Source organism: uncultured Cardiobacterium sp. (assembly GCF_938028825.1).
GTDB lineage: Bacteria > Pseudomonadota > Gammaproteobacteria > Cardiobacteriales > Cardiobacteriaceae > Cardiobacterium.
Genome location: NZ_CALIZP010000055.1, coordinates 1 through 6,657, shown reverse-complemented (window position 1 = coordinate 6,657; position 6,657 = coordinate 1). Strand labels below are relative to the sequence as shown.

Annotated in this window: 4 protein-coding genes and 1 pseudogene; 2 read left to right on the top strand and 3 right to left on the bottom strand. The window is 60.0% G+C overall.

Translation table 11 applies throughout. From position 1 onward, the window contains the following. Positions 1 to 344: 344 nt before the first annotated feature. The 3 genes from Q0562_RS08670 to Q0562_RS08660 all read right to left on the bottom strand — a co-directional run bounded on the left by Q0562_RS08670 (position 345) and on the right by Q0562_RS08660 (position 4,856). Positions 345 to 2,897 carry a glycogen/starch/alpha-glucan phosphorylase gene (locus Q0562_RS08670; RefSeq protein ID WP_298643521.1) on the bottom strand — a complete coding sequence of 851 codons (2,553 nt, stop codon included), beginning with the start codon at positions 2,895 to 2,897 and terminating at the stop codon, positions 345 to 347. Between the two features lie 144 nt (positions 2,898 to 3,041). Beyond that, entirely contained in the window at positions 3,042 to 4,367 is a 1,326-nt protein-coding gene (locus Q0562_RS08665; RefSeq protein ID WP_298643519.1) for an ArsB/NhaD family transporter, read from the bottom strand. A gap of 9 nt (positions 4,368 to 4,376) precedes the next feature. Then, positions 4,377 to 4,856 (bottom strand): CBS domain-containing protein, encoded by a 480-nt coding sequence (locus Q0562_RS08660; protein ID WP_298643517.1) that lies wholly within the window; start codon positions 4,854 to 4,856, stop codon positions 4,377 to 4,379. A 177-nt stretch (positions 4,857 to 5,033) separates the two neighbouring features. Here Q0562_RS08660 and rimO point away from each other — a divergent pair, with 177 nt between their 5' ends. Together rimO and Q0562_RS08650 are read left to right on the top strand one after the other, a co-directional pair. Further along, positions 5,034 to 6,359, top strand: coding sequence for a 30S ribosomal protein S12 methylthiotransferase RimO (gene rimO, locus Q0562_RS08655; RefSeq protein WP_298643515.1), 1,326 nt, complete (start codon positions 5,034 to 5,036; stop codon positions 6,357 to 6,359). Between the two features lie 178 nt (positions 6,360 to 6,537). Continuing rightward, a pseudogene (locus Q0562_RS08650) lies at positions 6,538 to 6,657 on the top strand (IS5/IS1182 family transposase); the annotation flags it as partial.

The following is a 6,657-nucleotide window of genomic DNA, read 5'->3' as shown; positions in this document are numbered from 1 at the left end:
CGCCTTATAGCCCTGATCTTAACCCTATTGAGCATAAGTGGGCATGGGTTAAATCTGTTCGTAATAAGTTGCGAATAAATTATATCGACGAGCTATTTAGGATCTGTATGAAAAATAAAATCCATTAGCTATAATACGGCGAGGTGAGCCAACACCGTATCGTTTCTATTTGAGACGGCCATATAGTTGGACAGATAAAAAAGCGTAACAAGGCGCGTCGCCGCAGACAGTACAAACCAGTACGGCAAGGCGACGCAACGCCGTTATGATTTTAGATGCTTAACTATAAAAAGGCCCCGCCGGGCGGCGGGGTCTTTGTCGTGCAGGGGCGTTGCCGCCCGCCGTCAGTGTTTTTTGTGTTTCGGCTTTTTCGCTGCCGCTGCGCCCGGCGTTTCTTCTTCCACTGCGGCAGGTTTGTTGTCGTCCTGTGCATTTCCGGTGATGGCACCGATTTCCGGCAGCGGCCGGATGTGCCAGATGTCGCGGGCGTAGTCTTCGATGGCGCGGTCGGAGGAGAAGTAGCCCATGTTGGCGATGTTGGCGATTGCCGCCTTGACCCAGGCGTCCTGGTTGCGGTAGCAGCGGTCAATGCGCGCCTGCGCTTCGACGTAGCTGCGGAAATCGGCCAGCACCTGGTAATAGTCGCTGAAGATGTGCAGGTTTTCGTGGTAGCGGCTCGGTTCTTCCGGCGAGAAGGCGCCGGAGGTAATTTGCATCACGGTCTCGTGCAGTTCTTTGTCGCTTTCGAGGTAGAGCAGCGGCGAGTAGCCGCGCTGACGCAGGGCTTCGACTTCTTCGACGGTGTTGCCGAAGATGAAGATGTTGTCTTCGCCGACGGCGTTCAGGATCTCCACGTTGGCGCCGTCCAGCGTGCCGACGGTGAGCGCACCGTTCAACGCAAATTTCATGTTGCTGGTACCGGAGGCTTCGGTGCCCGCCAGCGAGATTTGTTCGGAGATGTCGGCGGCGGGGATGATGAGCTGGGCGAGGCTGACGCCGTAGTTGGGGATGAAGACGACTTTGATGAGATCGCGGATGCGGCCGTCGTTGTTGATGACGTCCGCCACATCGTTGATGAGGTGGATGATTTTTTTCGCCGCGTAGTAGGCGCTTGCCGCCTTGCCGGCGAAGATGAAGACGCGCGGCACCCACTCGCCGTGCGGGTTTTTCAGGATCTGGTTGTAACGGCTGACGATGTGCAGCACATTCAAGAGTTGCCGCTTGTATTCGTGGATGCGCTTGATTTGCACGTCAAATAGCGCTTCCGGGTTCACCTTGATGCCGAGTTCGTCTTTGATGTATTCGGCGAGGCGGCGTTTGTTTTCGAGTTTGACAGCGCGGATTTCGGACCGGAAAGCGGCGTCTTCTTTGAGCGGGTTGAGTTTGGCGAGATCTTCAAGGTGGCTGCGCCATCCTCTGCCGATGTGGCGGTCAAGCACTTGCGCGAGGCCCCGGTTGGCAAGGGCGATCCAGCGGCGCGGGGTCACGCCGTTCGTGACGTTGGTAAAGCGCTCCGGCCAGAGGCGGGCGAAGTCGGCGAAGAGGGATTTGACCATGAGCTCGGAGTGGATTTTGGCGACGCCGTTCACTTTGTGCGAGCCGATGACTGCCAGCCATGCCATGCGCACACGGCGGCCGCCTTCTTCGTCGATGATGGAGACGCGGCGGATGAAGTCGTCATCCATGCCCTGTGCGCGCAGTTGACTGAGGAAGTGTTCGTTGATTTCGAAGATGAGTTGCAGGTGGCGCGGCAGGATGCGGCCGATCATGTCCACCGGCCAGCTTTCAAGCGCTTCGCTCATCAGGGTGTGGTTGGTGTAGGAGAAGATTTTCTGACAGGCCGCCCAGGCGTCGTCCCATTTGACGGCGTATTCGTCAATCAGGATGCGCATCAGCTCGGGGATGGCGAGCACGGGATGGGTGTCGTTCAAGTGGATGACGACGGTATCGGTGAGGTTGGTCAGGTCGTCGTTTTCTTTGAGGTGGCGGCGCACGATGTCCTGCACCGAGGCGGAGACGAGGAAGTATTCCTGACGCAGGCGCAGCTCGCGGCCGACGGTGGTCGAATCGTCCGGATAGAGGACACGCGAGACGTTTTCCGAGGTGGTCTGTTTCTCGATGGCGGCGAAGTAGTCGCCCTTGTTGAAGTCGCCGAGGTTGAAGACATCGCCCGCGTGTGCCCACCACAGGCGCAGGGTGTCAGAGACGTCAGTGTCGAAACCGGGGATGATCTGGTCATAGGCAAGCGCGGTGATTTGTTCGCTGTTGTTCCAGATGCACTGCTCGCCCTGGTAGTGGACGTTGCCGCCGAAGCGGATGGTGTAGCGCTTGCTCGGGCGGCGGAATTGCCAGGCGATGTCCTGCTCGGTCCAGGTGTCGGGCTGCTCGACCTGTTTGCCGTTTTCAATGACCTGGCGGAACATGCCGTATTCGTAGCGGATGCCGTAGCCGATGGCGGGAATGCGCAGGGTGGCGAGGCTGTCCATGAAGCAGGCGGCGAGGCGGCCGAGGCCGCCGTTGCCGAGGCCGGGATCGCCTTCTTCGGCGATGATTTCGTTCAGGTCCTGCCCCAGTTCGGCGAGTGCTTCGCGCATGGCGTCATAGACGTCTTCGGCGATGAGCGCGTTGGAGAGGGCGCGGCCCATCAGGTATTCCATGGAGAGGTAATAGACGCGGCGCAGGTGGTCGCGGCGCAGGTGCAGGGTGGTTTGCAGCCAGCGTTCGGCGGCAAGGTCGCGCACAGCGAGCAGGGCGGCGTTCAGCCAGTTGGTTTTGGTGGCTTCCGACGGCGGGCAGCCGAGGCCGAAAATCAGTTTGTAAACAAGCGCTTCTTTCAGGCTTTGCACGTCGCTGCCCGGGGCGCGGTAGGGGTATTTTTGCTGTTCGGTTAATGTCATGGTGGGACCCTCCGGGGTGTGGATTTTCGGAGCAGATGATACGCCTGCCACAGGCGTTTTTGTACTGTGTAAATTGAGGATTTCGTTTGGCTTTTTGTGAAGTTGCCGCACAAAAAGCCCGCCTCGCGGCGGGCCTGCACGGGCTCAGAAATAGCGCAGCCACAGGTAGATGTGCGACAGCAGTATCGTCAGGAGCATCAGCGGGAAGGCGTATTTGGCGAACTGCACCATGCCGATGGGCTGTTTGGCGCGTTCGGCAAAGGCAGCGACGGTGAGGTTGGCGCTGGCGCCAATCAGGGTGCCGTTGCCGCCGAGGCAGGCACCCAAAGCCAGGGCCCACCACACCGGTTCAAAGGTTGCCGGATCGATGCCCGCTCCTGCCGATTGCAAGAGCGGGATCATGGTGGCGACGAAGGGGATGTTGTCCAGCACGGAAGACAGGAGCGCCGAGACCCACAGCACGGCATAGGCCATTTTCGGCACATTGCCCTCGGTGGCGGCGACGAGTTTGTGTCCCAGCACGTCCAAAAAACCACTTTGTTCGACCGCGCCGACAATGATGAACAGCCCCATGAAGAAGAAGATGGTGATCCATTCCACTTCGGCGAAGGCGTGGTGGACGTTTTCCGTCTGCTTTTCCGCCGGATAACGGCCATAAGCGAGCAGCATCAGGAGAGCCGCGCCGGAAAGCGCCACGGTGCCGGGCTCGACGCCGAGCGGGTGGCCGGCGAAGAAGCCGAGGAGGACGAGGATAAAGACGAAAGCGCATTTTTTCAGCAGGCAGACATCGGTAATCGCGTCTTTTTCATTGAAACGCATGATGGCGGCGCGGGCGCGCAGGGTGGTTTTCAGGTTGCGGCGATGGATAAGCCACAGCACGAAACAGACGGCGAGCATGACAATGAGGGCGATCGGCGTCATGTGGTAGATGAATTCGCCGAAGCTGAGGCCGTTTTTCGAGCCGATGATGATGTTCGGCGGATCGCCGATGAGCGTCGCCGTGCCGCCGATGTTGGAAGCGAGGATGGTGGCGAAGAGGTAGGGGAAGGCGCGCACTTTGAGCTGTTCGGTAATCAGCAGCGTGACCGGGGTGACGAGCAGCACCGTGGTCACGTTATCCAGCAGCGCGGAGAAGAGGGCGGTGATGCCGGCCAGCATCAGCATGATGCCGACCGGGTCGGCGCGCACCCATTTCGCCGAGCGGATGGCGACGTACTGGAAAACGCCGGTTTTCGCGGTGATGTTGACCAGCATCATCATGCCGGTAAGCAGCCACAGTGTGTTGAAATCGACTTTCCCCAGCGCCTGCTGCTGGTTGAGCAGGCCGCAGTAAATCATCAGCACCGCGCCGAGCAGCGCCGTGACCGCGCGGTTGAGCTTTTCCGTGATGAGGATGATGTAAACGGTGACCAGGATGAGGCCGGAGAGCCACATCGGGTTGAGGCCAAAGATAACGTGGGATTCGTGCATGGCGTCCTCCTACACACTCTTGACGATGCTGTCCAGCACGCTGTTGACGCTGACCAGGCCGAGATAGTGGCGCGTGCCCTTTGCCAGCACCACCGCATGACTGCGGCGCAGGCGGTACAGCAGGTAAAGTGCTTCCATCAGGCCGGTGTCGGGGGAGCACAGCGGCAGGCCGTCGCGCATGAGAAAATCCGTAATCGGCTCTTCGTAATGTTCATGCAGGCGCATCCGCAGCTCGGCGACCGAGGTTCGCATGAAATTGAGCTCCGGCGGGTTCATCTCGCGGCCGAGGTTGGCGGTGAGGCTGCGCGGCAGCAGCAGTTCCACCAGCGACATGCTGTTGAACACGCCGATGAAATCGCCCTTGTCATCCACCACCGGGAAAAAACGTTCGTTGAGGTGGTGGATGGCGGCGAACGCGCCGGCAATCGTCATCGCCGCATGCAGCGTCGGGCGGTGCGGCAGCATCACATCGTGACAGGTGTAGTTCATGGGAATCTCCTTGCGGTAGTGGGGATGGCTTAATTGTAACGTGAAAACCACAGAAAACAGCGACCTTTACGCGTTATTCCACAAAGAAATGTGCGTCCCCACCCGCCACGGCCAAACGCGTCAGCCATGCGCTTTTCCGCTACAATCGCCGCCCTTTTTCCGACAACAGCCAACATCATGAGCCAACATCAACCCGCCATCGGTTTCGTCAGCCTCGGCTGCCCGAAAGCGCTGGTCGATTCCGAGCGCATCCTCACGCAAATCAGCGCCGACGGCTACGCCATCACCAAGCGCTACGACGACGCCGACCTCGTCATCGTCAACACCTGCGGCTTCATCAACGAAGCGGTGGCCGAATCGCTCGCCACCATCGGCGAAGCCATCCGCGAAAACGGCAAAGTCATCGTTACCGGCTGCCTCGGCGTGCAGCCGGAAAAAATCCGCGCCGTGCATCCCTCCGTGCTCGCCATCACCGGCCCGCAGGCCTACGAATCGGTGATGAGCGCGGTGCACGAACACCTGCCCAAGCCGCCCTACAACCCGCACCTCGACCTCATTCCCTCCTCCGGCCTCAAACTTACCCCGCGCCACTACGCCTACCTGAAAATCGCCGAAGGCTGCGACCACAAATGCACCTTCTGCATCATCCCCGACCTGCGCGGCCGCCTGCACAGCCGCCCCATCGGGCAAGTCATGCGCGAAGCGACGAATCTGGTGAAAAACGGCGTGAAAGAATTGCTCATCGTCGCCCAGGACACCGCCGCCTACGGCGCGGACAGCCGTCATCAGGCGGACAACTGGAACGGCGCGATGCTGCCGACCCGCCTCTACGAACTGGCCCGCGAACTCAGCCGGCTCGATGCCTGGGTGCGCCTGCACTACGTCTATCCCTACCCGGACGTGGACGCGCTCATCCCGCTCATGGCCGATGGCCGCATCCTGCCCTACCTCGACATCCCCTTCCAGCACGCCAGCCCCGCCATCCTCAAAGCGATGCGCCGCCCCGGCAGCAGCGAGCGCGTGCTTGAGCGCATCCGCCGCTGGCGCGAGATTTGCCCCGATCTTGCCATCCGCAGCACCTTCATCGTCGGCTTCCCCGGCGAGAGCGAAGCGGATTTCGAAGAATTGCTCGATTTCATTGAAGCCGCCGACATCAACCGCGCCGGCTGCTTCGCCTATTCGCCGGTGGACGGTGCGGCGGCGAACGCCCTGCCCGGCGCCGTGCCGGAAGCCGTCAAAGAAGAACGCCGGCAGCGCTTCATGGAAAAACAGGCGGAAATCAGCGCGCGTTTGCTCGCGGATAAAGTTGGCGACGTGCTGCCAGTCATCATCGACAGCGTGGATGCGGACAGCGCCAGCGCCATTGGCCGCACGCCCTACGACGCACCGGAAATCGACGGCGTGGTGCACATCAGCGGCGTCAGCGGCATAAAAGCGGGCGACATCGTCCATGTGAACATTGACGATAGCGACGACCACGACCTCTTCGGCAGCGTCTATTAGGGGCGGTGGATATAGTCGTTTCAAACAGAAATGATATGGTGTTGGCTCGCCTGACCGGGCACCCATAAAAATCGCTGCGCGATTTTTATGGGACCCGCGCCGTACTAACTGTATTGTCTTCGGCTCGCCGCCTTGCCAGCTTAGAACGTGTACATAGTCTCTGCCGTAAACTATCCGCATGAACAGAAAAACCTACCCAAGCGATATCAGCCGCGCGCAATTTGCGTCCCTCCTTCCCCTGCCGGAAAGTGCCCGTAAACGCACAGCGCCACGCCAGGTGGACTTGTACGATGTCTTT

What these genes read in the sequence shown, in the direction of transcription:
- Q0562_RS08665 (WP_298643519.1), bottom strand. Translation starts at nt 4,367, where the DNA reads ATGCACGAATCCCACGTTATCTTTGGCCTCAACCCGATGTGGCTCTCC.
- rimO (WP_298643515.1), top strand. Translation starts at nt 5,034, where the DNA reads ATGAGCCAACATCAACCCGCCATCGGTTTCGTCAGCCTCGGCTGCCCG.
- Q0562_RS08670 (WP_298643521.1), bottom strand. Translation starts at nt 2,897, where the DNA reads ATGACATTAACCGAACAGCAAAAATACCCCTACCGCGCCCCGGGCAGC.
- Q0562_RS08660 (WP_298643517.1), bottom strand. Translation starts at nt 4,856, where the DNA reads ATGAACTACACCTGTCACGATGTGATGCTGCCGCACCGCCCGACGCTG.